Genomic DNA, 15,513 nt, shown 5'->3' with positions numbered 1-15,513 from the left:
AGGGACGCTTCGGGAAGTTACCGCTGTTTCATGAACTCGCGGTAGGCATTCACCACCTGAAGGAAGTCTTCTACGCCGCACATCGACAGGCTCTCTTCGTCGTAGTAGCTCATCCCCTCTTCCATCTCGTCACCTGAAAACTCGAGCTGGTTGGCGCGCACCATGACCTCTTCACCGTCCATCCACAGCGTGTATTCATGACCGGCGCGCTGCCAGGAGCGTTCACTGCCTTTCACCGTATTTGCCGCCTGTTCAACCTCATCAAGAAGTGCGAGATTTTCTTTCACCTCTTCGTTAAACCAGTGTCCAACGGCTTCGTGGCCCATCGACATACGCACTTTCACCACTCCGGTGATGTCGCGCAGAAATTCGTAATCCATAGTGTTTTCCTCTGCAAAGCCATTAATGTAATTATCGCAGCAGCGAGGAAGAAAAAAAGCGTGAGAGGTGGGAGGAATGAAAATAAAAAGGTGAGAGCAAGACCCTGCGGCCTGATGCCCTCACCCCGTCCCTCTCCCACGGGAGAGGGTGCAAACACTAAAAACCGTCTCGTGGAGACGGTTTTGCTGTTTATACCGCCGTCTGGAAGATAACCCCGTCGGCCTTCTCGGTGTACTGAGAGAGCTGGTCGAAGTTCAGATAGCGATAGGTATCCACCGCGGTCTTATCCACCTGAGCCACAAAGGTCTGGTACTCTTCCGGCGTTGGCAGTTTACCAATCAGCGCCGCAACCGCCGCCAGCTCCGCAGAGGCCAGGAAGACGTTCGCACCGGTACCTAAACGGTTCGGGAAGTTACGGGTAGAGGTGGAGACCACCGTCGCGCCGTCGGCTACGCGCGCCTGGTTGCCCATGCACAGGGAACAGCCAGGAATTTCAATACGCGCCCCGCTCTTACCAAACACGCTGTAGTAGCCCTCTTCGGTCAGCTGAGCCGCGTCCATACGGGTTGGCGGCGCCACCCACAGACGGGTTGGCAACTGGCCTTTGTGGGTATCCAGAAGCTTACCGGCCGCACGGAAGTGACCGATGTTGGTCATGCAGGATCCGATGAACACTTCGTCGATCTTCTCGCCCTGAACTTCGGACAGCGGACGCGCGTCGTCCGGATCGTTCGGTGCACACAGGATTGGCTCTTTGATATCCGCCAGATCGATGTCGATCACCGCCGCGTACTCTGCGTCAGCATCAGCTTCCAGCAGTTGCGGATCGGCCAGCCATTTCTCCATGCCCTGGATACGACGCTCCAGCGTACGACGGTCGCCGTAGCCTTCTGCGATCATCCACTTCAGCAGCACGATGTTAGAGTTCAGATACTCAATAATCGGCTCTTTGTTCAGCTTGATGGTACAGCCCGCAGCTGAACGCTCAGCGGAGGCATCGGTCAGCTCGAACGCCTGCTCAACCTTCAGATCCGGCAGACCTTCGATTTCCAGGATACGGCCAGAGAAGATGTTTTTCTTCCCTTTCTTCTCAACGGTCAGCAGACCCTGTTTAATCGCATACAGCGGGATCGCGTGAACCAGGTCGCGCAGGGTGATACCCGGCTGCATTTTACCTTTGAAGCGCACCAGCACCGATTCCGGCATATCCAGCGGCATCACGCCCGTCGCCGCAGCAAACGCCACCAGACCGGAGCCCGCCGGGAAGGAGATACCGATTGGGAAACGGGTATGGGAGTCACCGCCGGTACCCACGGTATCCGGCAGCAGCATGCGGTTCAGCCAGGAGTGAATTACGCCGTCGCCCGGACGCAGGGAAACACCGCCGCGGTTCATGATGAAGTCTGGCAGCGTGTGGTGCGTGGTTACGTCAACCGGCTTCGGATATGCCGCAGTGTGGCAGAAGGACTGCATCACCAGGTCAGAAGAGAAGCCCAGGCACGCCAGGTCTTTCAGTTCGTCACGGGTCATTGGACCGGTAGTGTCCTGAGAGCCTACGGAGGTCATCTTCGGCTCACAGTATGCGCCAGGACGAACACCAGCGACGCCGCAGGCGCGACCGACCATTTTCTGCGCCAGAGAGTAACCGCGATTGCTTTCCGCTACGTCTTTCGCGTGACGGAATACATCACTGTGCGGCAGACCCAGCGCTTCACGCGCTTTGGTGGTCAGGCCACGGCCGATGATCAGCGGAATACGGCCACCGGCACGCACTTCGTCGATCAGCACGTCGGTTTTCAGCTCAAAGCTCGCCAGCAGCTCGTTGGTTTCGTGGTTACGCACTTCACCTTTGTACGGGTAAACGTCAATCACGTCGCCCATATTCAGGTTAGAAACATCCACTTCGATCGGCAGGGCGCCCGCATCTTCCATGGTGTTGAAGAAGATCGGTGCAATTTTGCCGCCAAGGCACAGGCCGCCGCCGCGTTTGTTTGGCACGTGAGGGATGTCATCACCCATGAACCACAGCACGGAGTTGGTGGCGGACTTACGGGAAGAACCGGTACCTACAACGTCACCCACGTAGGCCAGCGGGAACCCTTTTTTCTGCAGGGCTTCGATCTGTTTGATCGGGCCAACGCTGCCAGGCTGATCCGGCTCAATGCCTTCACGGGCGTTTTTCAGCATCGCCAGGGCGTGCAGAGGGATATCCGGGCGAGACCACGCGTCCGGTGCCGGAGAGAGGTCATCGGTGTTGGTTTCACCGGTCACTTTGAAGACGGTAACGGTGATTTTTTCAGCCAGCGCAGGACGGTTCAGGAACCATTCGGCATCCGCCCAGGACTGCATCACCTGCTTCGCATAGACGTTGCCTGCTTTGGCTTTTTCTTCTACATCGTAGAAGTTATCGAACATCAGCAGCGTGGAAGAGAGCGCTTTAGCGGCAATCGGCGCCAGCTTGTCGTTATCCAGCGCGTCAATCAGCGGATGAATGTTGTAACCACCCTGCATGGTGCCGAGCAGTTCAATGGCTTTTTCAGGAGTAACCAGTGGGGAGGTGGCTTCGCCTTTGGCGATAGCAGCAAGGAATCCGGCTTTTACGTAGGCAGCTTCATCTACGCCAGGCGGTACGCGGTTGATCAGCAGATCTAACAGGAATTCTTCTTCGCCCTTAGGCGGGTTCTTCAGCAGCTCGACGAGCGCGGCCATTTGGGTTGCATCTAAAGGTTTGGGTACAATTCCCTCGGCGGCACGTTCTGCTACGTGCTTACGGTATTCTTCTAGCACGACGGTTCTCCTCGCTCTCATTGTCATATGCGGCGGGCGTTCTCTTCACGCTCCTGTGAGACAGCAGTTTGTAGGGTAAATGCCCGATACCGCGTCGGGCAGCATAGCAGGATTTCTGCACAGTGTTAATCCGTTTACAAAAAAGCAACATTAAAAAATTTGCTGAATCGTTAAGCATGGTGTAGCGGGGAGACAAGACGAATTTTGGGTACAAAAAAACCGCCTGATAGCGGTTTATTTGTTGCCTTGCGATGGTAGCACACCGTGTTGGCAGATTTGCGGCAACCCCAACGCAATGAATTTTGCATCACGCCCCGCTGGCTTGCAAGCCATTATGTCAATTTTGCGTAGCGCCTTCCTGTTTCGAATGAAAATTCGTTTCACTTCATTTTTCGCCTTCAGAATGACTACTGAGTCGATTACTCTTCCTCTCGGCCTGCTTCGCTGGTGTAGCAACCAGTCACCGGGCCCGGGAGCAGTTCCGTAACCTACGCGGCAATCCCAACTTGCCTGGTTCTGCCTTTCCCGGTGAAGAATGAACCCGCGTAGCCTGTACAGGAACGCACGCAATGGAGATGCGAATCACTGCGCTGATCGTTGTGACCGGTTTACTGCTAACCGCGCTGCACGGTGGCTGGAACATATCCGACATCACGGTGCTGTTTGTCGTCAACCTCGGCAACTAGCTGCTGGCCGCTCGTAAGAGCGGCCTTCTGAATTCCCTTCGGTTTTTCCCGCATCGCATATAATTGTGTAATAAATACTCACAATCTTTATCCGGACGTACCGGACGCTTCCCAATAAAAGTCAAAACAGTAAAAGACGGGTGAATAATACTCACGCCAACCGTAACGCCTCACGGCACAGCGCTTGTCTCGTTGGAGTCATTTTATGAAGTTGCCCTTTAAGCCACATCTGCTCGTCCTTCTGTGCAGTGCCGGGCTGCTTGCCGCCTCAGGCGTCATGTTTGTCAAAAGTCGTGCAACGGAACCCGTTGCGCCGGCCCCCGTCGCACAACAACCAGCGGCACCGGCGGTACCGGTAGCACCAACGCCCGCCCCTGTCGCCGCACCAACCTATACTGCCGCGCAAATCGATCAGTGGGTTGCCCCCATCGCGCTCTACCCGGATGCCCTGCTGTCGCAAATCCTGATGGCCTCGACTTACCCGGCCAACGTGATCCAGGCGGCGCAGTGGTCAAAAGACAACCCTAAAATGGAAGGGGACGCCGCGATTCAGGCCGTTGCCAGCCAGCCCTGGGATCCCAGCGTAAAATCGCTGGTCGCGTTTCCTCAGCTCATGTCCCTGATGGGTGAAAACCCGCCGTGGGTACAAAATCTGGGCGATGCGTTTCTCGCGCAGCCGAAGGACGTAATGGATTCCGTTCAACGCCTGCGCGCGCTGGCACAGAAGACCGGCGCTTTACAATCCACGCCTCAGCAGACGGTCACCACCGTGACAAAACCGGCACCAGCGAAAACCAGCACCACCGAGACAACGACAACCACAGCAGCAACGCCCGCGCCGGCCCCAACGGTAATCAAAATTGAATCTGCCGATCCGCAGGTTGTTTACGTCCCCACCTATAACCCCAATACGGTTTACGGGACCTGGCCAAACACCGCCTATCCACCTACCTATCTCCCGCCTACACCCGGGGAGCAGTTTGGCAACAGCTTCGTCAACGGCTTAGGCTTCAGCCTGGGCGTCGCCACAACCTATGCCATCTTCAGCAACATCGACTGGGATGATGACGATGACTGGGATCATCACCATGACGACTGGGATAATCACGGCGGCTATAACCGCAACGGTGATAACAACATCAATATCAACGTTGAGAACTTCAATAAAATCAGCGGGCAGCGTCTGACGGACGCCAACCGTACCTGGCAGCATAACCCAGCCTATCGTGAAGGCGTGCCTTATCCGACTAACCAGCTCAACAACCGTTTCCACTCCACCAGCACGGCTACCGGACTAAGCTCAACGCAGCAAAAACCGGTTAACCGGGACAGCCAGCGTCAGGCTGCCCTGAGCCAGATGGAGAAGTCCACGGGTAAAACCTTCCCCCAAACGGCGCGTCCCGGCACGAAAGATGTGCAGCGTCAGGCCTCAAGTGAACAGCTGAAGCAGATTTCGCAGCGCAATAACTACCGTGGCTACGACACCAAACCGCAGACGACGAAGCGAACCACCACGCAGCAGCGAGAAAATCGCCAGACCACCGCGCAGAGACAAGAGAAACGGGGTTCGCAGCCGGCGCAGCAACGCGCTCTCCAGCAGCGAAACAGCCAGCCCAGGGCCAATGCGCTGAGCGGCAACGACAGCCGCTCCGCGAACTGGCAGGCGCAGCAGCAGCGCGGTGCGCAAAGCAGACAGCTTGCGGCTCGCCAGCAGCAGCCACGTCAGGCGTCTGGTGGACGCGCTGAACGCCGTGAAATTCGACATCGCTAAGGGAACCGACATGAAAAGTAAACTACTCAGTGGAATGGTGTTGTTCATGCTTTCGGCCTCGGCGATGGCGCAGCAGTCTTTCAGCACGCCCGATCAGGCGACCGATGCGCTGGCCAACGCCATTGGTGAGCATAATGAGCGCGCGATGAGCAATCTGCTTGGAGAGAACTGGCGCGATTTTCTGCCCCCTGAAGGCGTTGATCCGGATGCCGTCGATCGTTTCCTGCGCGACTGGAAAGTCCGTCATAACACCGTTGTCGAAGGGGATACGGCGCATCTTGTTGTCGGCGATAACAGCTGGCAGCTTCCCATCCCGGTGATCAAAACCGCCACCGGTTGGCAATTCGATATCAAAGAAGGGGCGGAAGAGATCCTGACCCGCGAAATCGGGCGTAATGAACTTGCCGCCATTGAAGCCTTACATGCCTATGTTGATGCGCAGCAAAGCTACTTTGCGATGAACCAGAAATACGCGCAGAAGATTGTCAGCTCGAAGGGCAAAAAAGACGGTTTGTACTGGCCCGCCTCTCCCGGCGAAGCGCCCAGTCCGCTCGGACCAGCATTTAGCCCAAAAGAGCCGGGTATCGGCTATCACGGCTATCGCTTCCGGATCCTGCCGGATAATAACGGTTTCGCGATGGTGGCCTGGCCAGTCAGCTATGGTCAGACGGGCGTCATGAGCTTTGTGATAAATCAGGATGATAAGGTGTATCAGACCGATCTCGGCAGCGATTCTGAGCAGAAAGCCCGGGCGTTAACCACCTATAGTCCTGATAAAACCTGGCAGCCTGTGGCCCCCTGAACGCAGCGCATAAAAAAAGCGGCCTGAGGCCGCTTTTTTCATCTGAAGAAACTTATTTCTTCTTCGCTTTCGCGTTTGGCAGGTCGGTGATGCTACCTTCAAACACTTCTGCCGCCAGGCCCACGGACTCGTGCAGAGTCGGGTGAGCGTGGATGGTCAGCGCGATGTCTTCAGCGTCACAGCCCATTTCGATAGCCAGACCGATTTCACCCAGCAGCTCGCCGCCGTTGGTACCGACAATCGCACCACCGATTACACGGTGAGTCTCTTTGTCGAAGATCAGTTTGGTCATACCGTCTGCGCAGTCGGAAGCGATAGCACGGCCAGAAGCAGCCCACGGGAAGGTGGCGGTTTCGTAGCTGATGCCTTTCTCTTTCGCTTCTTTCTCGGTCAGACCCACCCATGCCACTTCTGGCTCGGTGTACGCGATAGATGGGATGACTTTCGGATCGAAGTAGTGCTTCATGCCGGCGATAACTTCAGCGGCAACGTGACCTTCGTGAACACCTTTGTGTGCCAGCATTGGCTGGCCGACGATATCGCCGATTGCAAAGATGTGCGGCACGTTAGTGCGCAGCTGCTTGTCAACGCGGATAAAGCCACGGTCGTCCACTTCCACGCCAGCTTTGCCCGCGTCGAGGTTTTTACCGTTCGGCACACGGCCGATAGCCACCAGCACGGCGTCGTAACGCTGTGGTTCGGATGGGGCTTTTTTGCCTTCCATGGAAACGTAAATACCGTCTTCTTTCGCTTCAACGGCAGTCACTTTGGTTTCCAGCATCAGGTTAAATTTCTTGCTGATACGTTTGGTGAAGACCTTAACGATGTCTTTGTCGGCAGCCGGGATAACTTGGTCGAACATTTCAACCACGTCGATCTCTGAACCCAGCGCATGGTACACGGTACCCATTTCCAGACCGATGATACCGCCGCCCATAACCAGCAGACGCTTAGGAACGGTTTTCAGCTCCAGCGCATCGGTGGAATCCCACACGCGTGGATCTTCATGCGGAATGAATGGCAGTTCGATTGGGCGAGAGCCTGCCGCGATGATCGCGTTGTCGAAGTTGATCACGGTTTTGCCGTTTTCGCCTTCCACTTCCAGGGTGTTCGCACCGGTGAATTTACCCAGACCGTTTACCACTTTCACTTTACGGCCTTTGGCCATACCCGCCAGACCGCCGGTCAGCTGAGTGATAACTTTCTCTTTCCAGGTACGAATTTTGTCGATATCGGTTTTCGGCTCGCCGAAGACGATACCGTGTTCAGCCAGCGCTTTGGCTTCTTCGATAACTTTCGCTACGTGCAGCAGCGCTTTAGAAGGGATACAGCCGACGTTCAGACAAACACCGCCGAGGGTGCTGTAACGCTCTACGATGACGGTTTCCAGACCTAAATCCGCGGCGCGGAATGCTGCGGAGTAACCTGCCGGGCCTGCCCCAAGTACTACGACCTGAGTTTTGATTTCTGTGCTCATCATGACCTCTTAATTTATACCCGTCGTCCACCGGGTCGTTCTATCCGCCCGCAGTTTACAAAATTGTTAACAATTTTGAAACAACAAACGGCTCACGAATTGTCGCTTTCGCCAATAACCTCACAAACCCCATGAGATTATCAGAAAAAAGCCGGCCGACTGGCCGGCTTTTCGATTACATCACCAGGCGGCGAATGTCGCTCAGCATGTTGTTGATGATGGTGATGAAACGCGCACCATCAGCACCGTCGATCACGCGGTGGTCGAAGGACAGAGAGATTGGCATCATCAGACGCGGTACGAACTCTTTGCCATTCCACACCGGCTCCATCGCGGACTTGGACACACCGAGGATAGCCACTTCCGGCGCGTTCACAATCGGCGCGAAGTGGGTAGTACCCAGGCCGCCGATGCTGGAGATAGTGAAGCAGCCGCCCTGCATTTCGCCGGCAGTCAGCTTACCATCACGCGCTTTCTTGGAGATCACGGTCAGTTCACGGGACAGCTCGGTAATGCTCTTCTTGTTCACGTCTTTGAAGACCGGAACAACCAGACCATTTGGCGTATCAACCGCAACACCGATGTTGATGTATTTCTTCAGCGTCAGCTTCTGACCGTCTTCGGACAGGGAGCTGTTGAAGCGTGGCATCTGTTCCAGAGCCGCAGCAACCGCTTTCATGATGAAGACCACTGGGGTGAATTTCACGTCCAGTTTGCGCTTCTCGGCTTCGGCGTTCTGCTGTTTACGGAACGCTTCCAGATCGGTGATATCGGTCTTATCGAAGTGCGTAACGTGCGGGATCATCACCCAGTTACGGCTCAGGTTCGCACCAGAGATTTTCTGGATACGGCCCAGCTCCACTTCTTCGATTTCGCCGAACTTGCTGAAGTCCACTTTCGGCCATGGCAGCATGCCCGGGATACCGCCGCCAGCGGCTGCAGCTGGTGCAGCTTCGGCGCGTTTCACCGCGTCTTTCACATAGGTCTGAACGTCTTCGCGCAGGATACGACCCTTACGGCCGGTCCCTTTCACTTTCGCCAGGTTCACACCGAATTCGCGCGCCAGGCGACGAATCAGCGGGGTAGCGTGGACGTAAGCGTCGTTTTCAGCGAACTCAGATTTTTCTGCTTTAGCAGCAGGAGCAGCGGCTGGTTTAGCAGCCTGAGCCGGCGCAGCAGCAGGTGCTGGAGCAGCCGCGGTAGCCGGAGCTGCGGCAGGCGCAGCGCCTTCCACTTCGAAGACCATGATCAGAGAGCCGGTAGACACTTTGTCGCCGGTGCTGATTTTGATCTCTTTAACCGTACCCGCGAACGGCGCAGGGACTTCCATAGAAGCCTTGTCGCCTTCAACGGTGATCAGTGACTGTTCAGCGGCAACTTTGTCGCCCACTTTCACCATCACTTCGGTGACTTCAACTTCGTCACCGCCGATGTCCGGTACGTTAACGTCTTTCGCGCCGCCAGCAGCGGCTGGTGCTGCGGCTGGAGCCGGAGCAGCGGCCTGTGCAGGCGCGGCAGCGCCTTCTGCACCCGCCACTTCGAAGACCATAATCAGGGAGCCAGTAGACACTTTGTCACCGGTGTTGATCTTGATCTCTTTAACGGTACCGGCGAACGGCGCTGGCACTTCCATAGAGGCTTTGTCGCCTTCTACGGTGATCAGTGACTGCTCGGCCGCAACGGTGTCGCCCACTTTCACCAGGATTTCAGTGACTTCAACTTCGTCACCGCCGATGTCAGGCACGTTCACTTCTTTCGCGCTCGCGGCAGCGGCTGGAGCAGCGGCGGCCGGAGCGGCTTTCTTCTCTTCCTGCGCAGGTGCAGCAGCTGCTGCACCGTCGGCGGAATCGAAAATCATGATCAGTTTGCCAGTCTCGGTTTTATCGCCAACAGAGACTTTGATCTCTTTAACGATGCCAGCCTGAGGAGACGGGACTTCCATAGAGGCTTTGTCGCCTTCTACGGTGATCAGCGACTGTTCAGCTTCTACTTTGTCGCCAACTTTGACCAGGATCTCGGTGATTTCAACTTCATCAGCCCCGATGTCCGGTACATTGATTTCGATAGCCATTATTCTTTTACCTCTTACGCCAGACGCGGGTTAACTTTTTCTGCATCGATGTTGAATTTGGTGATTGCGTCTGCAACCACTTTCTTATCGATTTCGCCACGTTTAGCCAGTTCGCCCAGTGCTGCTACAACCACGTAAGAAGCATCAACTTCGAAGTGGTGACGCAGGTTTTCGCGGCTGTCAGAACGACCGAAGCCGTCAGTACCCAGAACGCGATAATCATCAGCTGGAACGTAAGTACGAACCTGCTCAGCGAACAGTTTCATATAGTCAGTAGACGCCACCGCTGGCGCGTCGTTCATCACCTGAGCGATGTACGGAACGCGTGGGGTTTCCATTGGGTGCAGCATGTTCCAGCGCTCACAATCCTGGCCATCACGCGCCAGCTCAGTGAAGGAGGTCACAGAGTACACATCGGAACCGACACCGTAGTCTTTCGCCAGGATCTGCGCTGCTTCACGTACGTGACGCAGGATAGAACCGGAGCCCAGCAGCTGAACTTTACCTTTGCTACCTTCAATGGTTTCGAGTTTGTAGATACCTTTACGGATACCTTCCTCGGCACCTGCTGGCATTGCCGGCATGTGGTAGTTTTCGTTCAGGGTGGTGATGTAGTAGTAAATGTTCTCTTGCGCTTCACCGTACATGCGCTGCAGACCGTCATGCATGATGACTGCCACTTCGTATGCGTAAGACGGGTCGTAAGAGATACAGTTAGGGATAGTCAGAGACTGAATGTGGCTGTGGCCATCTTCGTGCTGCAGACCTTCACCGTTCAGGGTCGTACGACCGGAAGTACCACCGATCAGGAAGCCGCGAGCCTGCTGGTCGCCTGCCTGCCAGCACAGGTCACCGATACGCTGGAACCCGAACATGGAGTAGTAAATGTAGAACGGGATCATCGGCAGGTTGTTGGTGCTGTAAGAAGTCGCAGCAGCCAGCCAGGATGCGCCTGCGCCCAGCTCGTTGATACCTTCCTGCAGGATCTGACCTTTCTCGTCTTCTTTGTAGTAGGCAACCTGCTCACGGTCCTGCGGGGTGTACTGCTGGCCGTTCGGGCTGTAGATACCGATCTGACGGAACAGACCTTCCATACCGAAAGTACGCGCTTCGTCGGCGATGATTGGAACCAGACGATCTTTGATCGACTTGTTCTTCAGCATCACGTTCAGGGCACGAACGAAAGCGATAGTGGTAGAGATCTCTTTGTTCTGCTCTTCCAGCAGCTGAGAGAAGTCTTCCAGCGCTGGCAGTTCCAGCTTCTCGGTGAAGTTTGGCTGACGAGCTGGCAGGTAGCCTTTCAGCGCCTGACGACGTTCGTGCAGGTACTTGTGCTCTTCAGACCCTTCCGGGAAGGTGATGTAAGACAGGTTTTCTACCTGCTCATCGGTCACTGGAACGTTGAAACGGTCGCGGATATAACGCACGCCGTCCATGTTCATTTTCTTAACCTGGTGAGCGATGTTTTTACCTTCTGCGGTATCACCCATGCCGTAACCTTTGATGGTATGGGCCAGGATTACAGTCGCTTTACCTTTGGTTTCACGCGCTTTTTTCAGTGCAGCGTAGACTTTCTTCGGATCGTGACCACCGCGGTTCAGAGCCCAGATCTGCTCATCAGTCCAGTCTGCAACCAGGGCTGCGGTTTCAGGGTATTTGCCGAAGAAGTGCTCACGAACGTAGGCACCGTCTTTGGATTTGAAGGTCTGGTAGTCACCGTCAACGGTTTCGTTCATCAGCTGGATCAGTTTACCGCTGGTGTCTTTACGCAGCAGCTCATCCCAACGACCGCCCCACATAACTTTGATCACGTTCCAGCCAGCACCCGCGAAGATGCCTTCCAGTTCGTTGATGATCTTGCCGTTGCCGGTTACCGGACCATCCAGACGCTGCAGGTTACAGTTGATGATGAAGCACAGGTTGTCCAGCTTCTCACGGGTAGCGATGGTGATCGCACCTTTAGATTCTGGCTCATCCATTTCGCCGTCGCCCAGGAAGGCGTAAACGGTCTGCTCAGAGGTGTCTTTCAGACCACGGTGTTCCAGATACTTCAGGAATTTAGCCTGGTAGATCGCACCGATTGGGCCCAGGCCCATAGATACGGTCGGGAACTGCCAGAATTCAGGCATCAGTTTAGGGTGCGGGTAAGAAGACAGACCTTTACCGTGAACTTCCTGACGGAAGTTGTTCATCTGCTCTTCAGTCAGACGACCTTCCAGGAAGGCACGTGCATAGATGCCCGGAGAGATGTGGCCCTGGAAGTACACCAGGTCGCCGCCGTCTTTCTCGTTCGCTGCACGGAAGAAGTGGTTGAAGCACACTTCGTAAACGGTCGCAGAAGACTGGAAGGACGCCATGTGGCCACCCAGCTCCAGGTCTTTCTTGGAGGCGCGCAGAACGGTCATGATGGCGTTCCAGCGGATTGCAGAACGGATACGACGTTCCAGATCCAGATTGCCCGGGTATTCCGGTTCGTCTTCGACGGCAATCGTGTTTACGTAGTTGCTAGCCCCTGCACCTGAAGCAACCTTCACACCGCCTTTGCGGGCTTCAGAAAGCAGCTGATCAATCAGATACTGAGCGCGCTCAACACCTTCTTCACGGATGACCGATTCGATCGCCTGTAGCCAGTCGCGAGTTTCGATCGGATCCACGTCATTTTGGAGACGTTCTGACATGGGGGTATTCCTTATCTATCTAATACGTTGATTTGTCTGGAACCTGTCCCATTGTGCTCATGGGCAAGAACACAATAAGACAGGTTCTGCGTTTAGTTGCCGCGCTCTAAAAGTACCTGGCGCTTAATCCTTTCGTTGCTGTATGCGGCGTAATGAACGTTCGCGTCGCGATTGTTCACGGCTGCGGTCCAGCAAGATTTCCTCAATGAAAGCCAGATGGCGGTGCGACGCTTCACGCGCCTGCTCCGGTTCCCCGGCCATTATCGCCTCGAATATTCGGGTGCGATGGTTGCTTACCAGTGGGAGCATCTCCCGACGGGCATACAACAATTCAAAATTCTGACGAACGTTCTGGGCCAGCATCGGCTCCATGCAGCGTAGCAGATGGAGGAGCACCACATTGTGTGCCGCTTCGGTGACGGCGATTTGATACTGGACGACGGCGCTGGACTCGGCGTCTAAATCGCCGGACTGCTGTGCCCGTTCAATGGCCTGATGCAGTTCGCGGATACGCACGCGATCTTCATCAGTGCTGCGAAGGGCGGCGTAATAGGCCGCAATCCCTTCAAGCGCGTGACGGGTCTCAAGCAGGTCAAACTGGGATTCTGGGTGGTCAGAGAGAAGTTCTACCAGCGGATCGCTGAAGCTCTGCCACAGGCTGTTTTGCACAAAGGTTCCGCCGCCCTGGCGACGAAGCAGCAAGCCCTTTGCTTCGAGACGTTGAATCGCCTCACGCAGAGAGGGACGTGAAACGTCGAACTGTTTTGCCAGCTCGCGTTCTGGTGGAAGTTTCTCACCCGGGCGCAGAGTCCCTTCGAGGATTAAAAACTCCAGCTGCTGCTCAATCACATCAGATAGTTTTGGTTGGCGAATTTTGCTGTAGGCCATATTCCCTGTCTTACGCCTTTTTGCCCGGAGTCAATTGGTCTTACCAATTTCTATTTCGTATCGCTAAAGTAACAAAGTATTCACCTTCTGTCCATATTGGTTTTGATTGAAATCAGTAAACCCTGCACATTTTAACAACCTTACAGAAATAACGTTTCAGAAATGTAACTTTGCACAAATGAGTTGATTACTCCTAAAGAGGGAGTTTTAACCATAATGAAACGAGGGTTTTTGCAATCTGAAGCGATTCAACAAGGCAAATAATGAAAATTCGCCCACTTACGGCGCATTTCTATTCTATAGGTTGGGTTAGGAACAACGAGCGGGCCGATTTACAAATGCTTTCTTTTTATTCAAGTCGTCATCACCCCTTCATAAAGCAGGTGCATTCGCAGGCGCTTACCACTATTCTTGCGCTTACGGAAGTCATCTCCGCTTTTTTCGGTCTCGTTAACCGTAAAGAAATAAATACAGAATATGGATTTTCATAATTACACACGCACAGCGTGAACATAACAACCACACACGAGGTTTCAAATGGAAGCTCAACAGCACGGCGATCAGCTAAAGCGCGGGCTTAAAAACCGCCATATTCAGCTCATCGCACTGGGCGGTGCGATAGGTACCGGCCTGTTTCTGGGCAGCGCATCCGTTATCCAGTCTGCCGGTCCGGGTATTATTTTGGGTTACGCGATTGCGGGTTTCATTGCTTTTCTGATCATGCGCCAGCTGGGCGAAATGGTCGTTGAAGAGCCGGTCGCGGGCTCCTTCAGCCACTTTGCCTATAAATACTGGGGCAGCTTTGCCGGTTTCGCCTCGGGCTGGAACTACTGGGTGCTGTACGTTCTGGTTGCCATGGCTGAGCTTACCGCCGTCGGAAAATACATTCAGTTCTGGTATCCCGAAATCCCAACCTGGGCTTCTGCTGCGGCCTTCTTTGTCATTATTAACGCCATTAACCTGACCAACGTAAAAGTGTTCGGTGAGATGGAGTTCTGGTTCGCCATCATCAAAGTCATTGCCGTGGTGGCGATGATTATCTTTGGCGGCTGGCTGCTGTTCAGCGGCAACGGCGGACCGCAGGCCACCGTGCGCAACCTCTGGGAACAGGGTGGCTTCCTGCCTCACGGCATGACAGGTCTGGTGATGATGATGGCCATCATTATGTTCTCCTTTGGCGGTCTGGAGCTGGTGGGTATCACCGCCGCTGAAGCCGACAACCCGGAGCAGAGCATTCCAAAAGCCACTAACCAGGTTATCTACCGTATTCTGATCTTCTATGTGGGCTCGCTGGCCGTGCTGCTCTCCCTGCTGCCATGGACGCGCGTCACCGCTGACACCAGCCCGTTTGTGCTGATCTTCCACGAGCTGGGCGACACCTTTGTCGCCAACGCCCTGAACATCGTGGTACTGACCGCAGCGCTCTCCGTATACAACAGCTGCGTATACTGCAATAGCCGTATGCTGTTCGGCCTCGCCCAACAGGGCAACGCGCCGAAGATGCTGCTTAACGTTGATAAACGCGGCGTGCCGGTGAATACCATCATTGTTTCCGCCATCGTGACCGCCCTGTGCGTGCTCATTAACTACATGGCACCGGAATCGGCTTTTGGCCTGCTGATGGCGCTGGTGGTCTCTGCCCTGGTCATCAACTGGGCGATGATCAGCCTGGCACACATCAAGTTCCGCCGCGCGAAACAGCAGCAGGGCGTCACCACGCGCTTCCCTGCCCTGCTCTATCCGCTGGGTAACTGGATCTGCCTGCTGTTTATGGCGGCCGTGCTGGTGATCATGCTGATCACGCCGGGTATGGCGATTTCCGTCTACCTGATCCCGGTCTGGATTGCGATCCTGGGCGTGGGCTATCTCTTCAGTCAGAAAAGCCGTAATGCCATGAAGGCGCACTAAGCCTCCCTCCGCGGTACCTGCTTTTACGGGTACCGCGCGTTGTTACCTCCCTCACACTTTCGCG

10 protein-coding genes are annotated in these 15,513 nt (G+C 55.1%); 4 read left to right on the top strand and 6 right to left on the bottom strand.

Features of this window, described 5'->3' with window-relative positions; all coding sequences use genetic code 11:
• Positions 1-17: 17 nt before the first annotated feature.
• Together yacL and acnB are read right to left on the bottom strand one after the other, a co-directional pair.
• Positions 18-380: a protein YacL gene (gene yacL, locus GXP72_RS03830; protein ID WP_032649783.1), complete on the bottom strand. Its 363-nt coding sequence runs from the start codon at positions 378-380 to the stop codon at positions 18-20.
• Between the two features lie 190 nt (positions 381-570).
• A complete protein-coding gene (acnB, locus tag GXP72_RS03825; protein ID WP_032645211.1) occupies positions 571-3,168 on the bottom strand; it encodes a bifunctional aconitate hydratase 2/2-methylisocitrate dehydratase in 2,598 nt (865 codons plus the stop codon).
• Between the two features lie 891 nt (positions 3,169-4,059).
• Between acnB and GXP72_RS03820 the strand changes: the two genes are divergently transcribed.
• Together GXP72_RS03820 and GXP72_RS03815 are read left to right on the top strand one after the other, a co-directional pair.
• Positions 4,060-5,625, top strand: coding sequence for a DUF3300 domain-containing protein (locus tag GXP72_RS03820; protein WP_090419039.1), 1,566 nt, complete (start codon positions 4,060-4,062; stop codon positions 5,623-5,625).
• Between the two features lie 10 nt (positions 5,626-5,635).
• Positions 5,636-6,427, top strand: a complete 792-nt coding sequence (locus GXP72_RS03815; protein WP_090419421.1) for a DUF2950 family protein — start codon at positions 5,636-5,638, stop codon at positions 6,425-6,427.
• Positions 6,428-6,479: 52 nt separating this feature from the next.
• Here GXP72_RS03815 and lpdA read toward each other — a convergent pair whose 3' ends face one another.
• The 4 genes from lpdA to pdhR all read right to left on the bottom strand — a co-directional run bounded on the left by lpdA (position 6,480) and on the right by pdhR (position 13,541).
• On the bottom strand, positions 6,480-7,904 hold the full coding sequence (lpdA, locus tag GXP72_RS03810; protein WP_003856313.1) for a dihydrolipoyl dehydrogenase: 1,425 nt from the start codon (positions 7,902-7,904) through the stop codon (positions 6,480-6,482).
• Between the two features lie 175 nt (positions 7,905-8,079).
• The gene (gene aceF / locus GXP72_RS03805) at positions 8,080-9,975 is read right to left on the bottom strand and encodes a pyruvate dehydrogenase complex dihydrolipoyllysine-residue acetyltransferase (protein ID WP_090419042.1); all 1,896 of its coding nucleotides are present in this window, start codon (positions 9,973-9,975) and stop codon (positions 8,080-8,082) included.
• 14 nt (positions 9,976-9,989) lie between these two features.
• Positions 9,990-12,653, bottom strand: a complete 2,664-nt coding sequence (aceE, locus tag GXP72_RS03800; protein ID WP_048989635.1) for a pyruvate dehydrogenase (acetyl-transferring), homodimeric type — start codon at positions 12,651-12,653, stop codon at positions 9,990-9,992.
• 123 nt (positions 12,654-12,776) lie between these two features.
• On the bottom strand, positions 12,777-13,541 hold the full coding sequence (pdhR, locus tag GXP72_RS03795; RefSeq protein WP_014882565.1) for a pyruvate dehydrogenase complex transcriptional repressor PdhR: 765 nt from the start codon (positions 13,539-13,541) through the stop codon (positions 12,777-12,779).
• A 263-nt stretch (positions 13,542-13,804) separates the two neighbouring features.
• On the opposite strand from pdhR, the gene GXP72_RS03790 reads away from it, so the two are divergent.
• Together GXP72_RS03790 and aroP are read left to right on the top strand one after the other, a co-directional pair.
• On the top strand, positions 13,805-14,032 hold the full coding sequence (locus GXP72_RS03790; protein ID WP_081112054.1) for a hypothetical protein: 228 nt from the start codon (positions 13,805-13,807) through the stop codon (positions 14,030-14,032).
• Positions 14,033-14,078: 46 nt separating this feature from the next.
• Positions 14,079-15,449 carry an aromatic amino acid transporter AroP gene (aroP, locus tag GXP72_RS03785; RefSeq protein ID WP_024907477.1) on the top strand — a complete coding sequence of 457 codons (1,371 nt, stop codon included), beginning with the start codon at positions 14,079-14,081 and terminating at the stop codon, positions 15,447-15,449.
• Positions 15,450-15,513: the final 64 nt, after the last annotated feature.

It is taken from the genome of Enterobacter sp. SES19, assembly GCF_011765665.1.
In the GTDB taxonomy this organism is placed as follows: domain Bacteria; phylum Pseudomonadota; class Gammaproteobacteria; order Enterobacterales; family Enterobacteriaceae; genus Enterobacter; species Enterobacter pseudoroggenkampii.
The sequence above is the reverse complement of the archived record's forward strand: the minus strand, read 5'-3'. Positions and strand labels throughout refer to the sequence as shown.

Bases quoted from the DNA above. Each gene is read 5' to 3' on its own strand.
- aceE (WP_048989635.1), bottom strand. From the start codon at position 12,653: ATGTCAGAACGTCTCCAAAATGACGTGGATCCGATCGAAACTCGCGAC.
- GXP72_RS03790 (WP_081112054.1), top strand. From the start codon at position 13,805: ATGAAAATTCGCCCACTTACGGCGCATTTCTATTCTATAGGTTGGGTT.
- pdhR (WP_014882565.1), bottom strand. From the start codon at position 13,541: ATGGCCTACAGCAAAATTCGCCAACCAAAACTATCTGATGTGATTGAG.
- yacL (WP_032649783.1), bottom strand. From the start codon at position 380: ATGGATTACGAATTTCTGCGCGACATCACCGGAGTGGTGAAAGTGCGT.
- aroP (WP_024907477.1), top strand. From the start codon at position 14,079: ATGGAAGCTCAACAGCACGGCGATCAGCTAAAGCGCGGGCTTAAAAAC.
- GXP72_RS03820 (WP_090419039.1), top strand. From the start codon at position 4,060: ATGAAGTTGCCCTTTAAGCCACATCTGCTCGTCCTTCTGTGCAGTGCC.
- GXP72_RS03815 (WP_090419421.1), top strand. From the start codon at position 5,636: ATGAAAAGTAAACTACTCAGTGGAATGGTGTTGTTCATGCTTTCGGCC.
- lpdA (WP_003856313.1), bottom strand. From the start codon at position 7,904: ATGAGCACAGAAATCAAAACTCAGGTCGTAGTACTTGGGGCAGGCCCG.
- aceF (WP_090419042.1), bottom strand. From the start codon at position 9,975: ATGGCTATCGAAATCAATGTACCGGACATCGGGGCTGATGAAGTTGAA.